The organism is Rhizobium aureum (assembly GCF_030182495.1).
In the GTDB taxonomy this organism is placed as follows: Bacteria; Pseudomonadota; Alphaproteobacteria; order Rhizobiales; family Rhizobiaceae; genus Rhizobium; species Rhizobium tropici_C.
Map to the genome: position 1 here is coordinate 1 of NZ_JAQJCI010000048.1, position 1,280 is coordinate 1,280.

The 1,280-nt window shown below is 54.5% G+C and carries 1 protein-coding gene, 1 tRNA gene and 2 rRNA genes; 3 read left to right on the forward strand and 1 reads right to left on the reverse strand.

Going from position 1 to position 1,280, the window contains the following annotated elements; genetic code table 11:
• The 3 genes from PH552_RS33640 to PH552_RS33650 form a co-directional block, all read left to right on the forward strand.
• A 23S ribosomal RNA gene (locus PH552_RS33640) occupies nt 1-266 on the forward strand; the annotation flags it as partial.
• A gap of 244 nt (nt 267-510) precedes the next feature.
• Nucleotides 511-625 (forward strand): 5S ribosomal RNA (gene rrf / locus PH552_RS33645).
• Between the two features lie 381 nt (nt 626-1,006).
• Nucleotides 1,007-1,083: transfer RNA gene (locus tag PH552_RS33650), tRNA-Met, on the forward strand.
• On the opposite strand, the gene PH552_RS33655 is transcribed toward PH552_RS33650, so the two are convergent.
• On the reverse strand, nt 1,062-1,280 hold a 219-nt coding region (locus PH552_RS33655), incomplete at its 5' end, for a hypothetical protein (protein ID WP_285166734.1). The two genes, PH552_RS33650 and PH552_RS33655, sit on opposite strands and share 22 nt — an antisense overlap.

Below are 1,280 nucleotides of genomic sequence, written 5' to 3' on the forward strand. Positions count from 1 at the left end.
GGGTGTAGGAATATTGACAGGATCTGTCCCTAGTACGAGAGGACCGGGATGGACATATCTCTGGTGGACCTGTTGTCCTGCCAAGGGCATAGCAGGGTAGCTATATATGGAATGGATAACCGCTGAAGGCATCTAAGCGGGAAACCAACCTGGAAACGAGTGTTCCCTATCAGAGCCGTGGAAGACGACCACGTTGATAGGCCGGGTGTGGAAGTGCGGCAACGCATGAAGCTTACCGGTACTAATAGCTCGATTGGCTTGATCGTTCCCATTGCCAGTGCTCATCGAATAAATTCGACGAGCTTTTTGTCCTCACGCTGTCGCGATCTTCGATCGCTGCGCTGCGGACGGCGCGCCGGACTTCCGGCGACGCGCTTTGCGCTTGCGGACTTTGTCCGGAAACGCATCCAACGACGTGTTCAAATAAGACAAACGAGATCTTCGATCTCACCAGCTTCTCATCGGGCATAAACCGCTCAAGCGGTTTAGCCCTAAGTTGCGCTTTGCCGACCTGGTGGTTATGGCGGGGTGGCTGCACCCGTTCCCTTTCCGAACACGGCCGTGAAACGCCCCTGCGCCCATGGTACTTCGTCTTAAGACGCGGGAGAGTAGGTCGCTGCCAGGTCTGCTAATCGCAACTCCACGCTAAATCGATGAAATCGATTTATGCGTCACGCTAAACCGCTTCAGCGGTTTATGCGTCAGGCTAAATTGCTCAAGCAATCTATGCCTCATAAAATCTTCTCATCACACAGACGGCTCAAGCCGTGCTACAATAGGCCGCTCATGCGGCCTTTGCCGCTTCTGGAGCCAGGAAATTACCCCGACGCACCCGAAATACGGTGCCAAGGGCGCGGCAAACCCTTCGGGTTTGCGCAACCGCGATAAGCCCAAACGCGGCTTACGCTGGGAACAAGGGACAAATCCTTCAGATTTGCCCGGATGAAGCATGAACCGCATAGCGGTTCACGCAACCGCGATAAACCCTTCGGGTTTACGCTGGTGACGCGGGGTGGAGCAGCCCGGTAGCTCGTCAGGCTCATAACCTGAAGGCCGCAGGTTCAAATCCTGCCCCCGCAACCAATTACAAAAAAAGCCCGCTTCAAGCGGGCTTTTTGCGTTCTGCCAACGCCGAAAGCATCCAACCAATCAGCCCCCAGAAAAAAGCCTAACCAAACCACGCTCCACAATACAAAGCCGCCTAACAAAACAATAACCTCCCCAAGCACTAAACAATCGCTGGCCCAAAGCATAAACGCAAATCCCAATCCTAGCGCCGC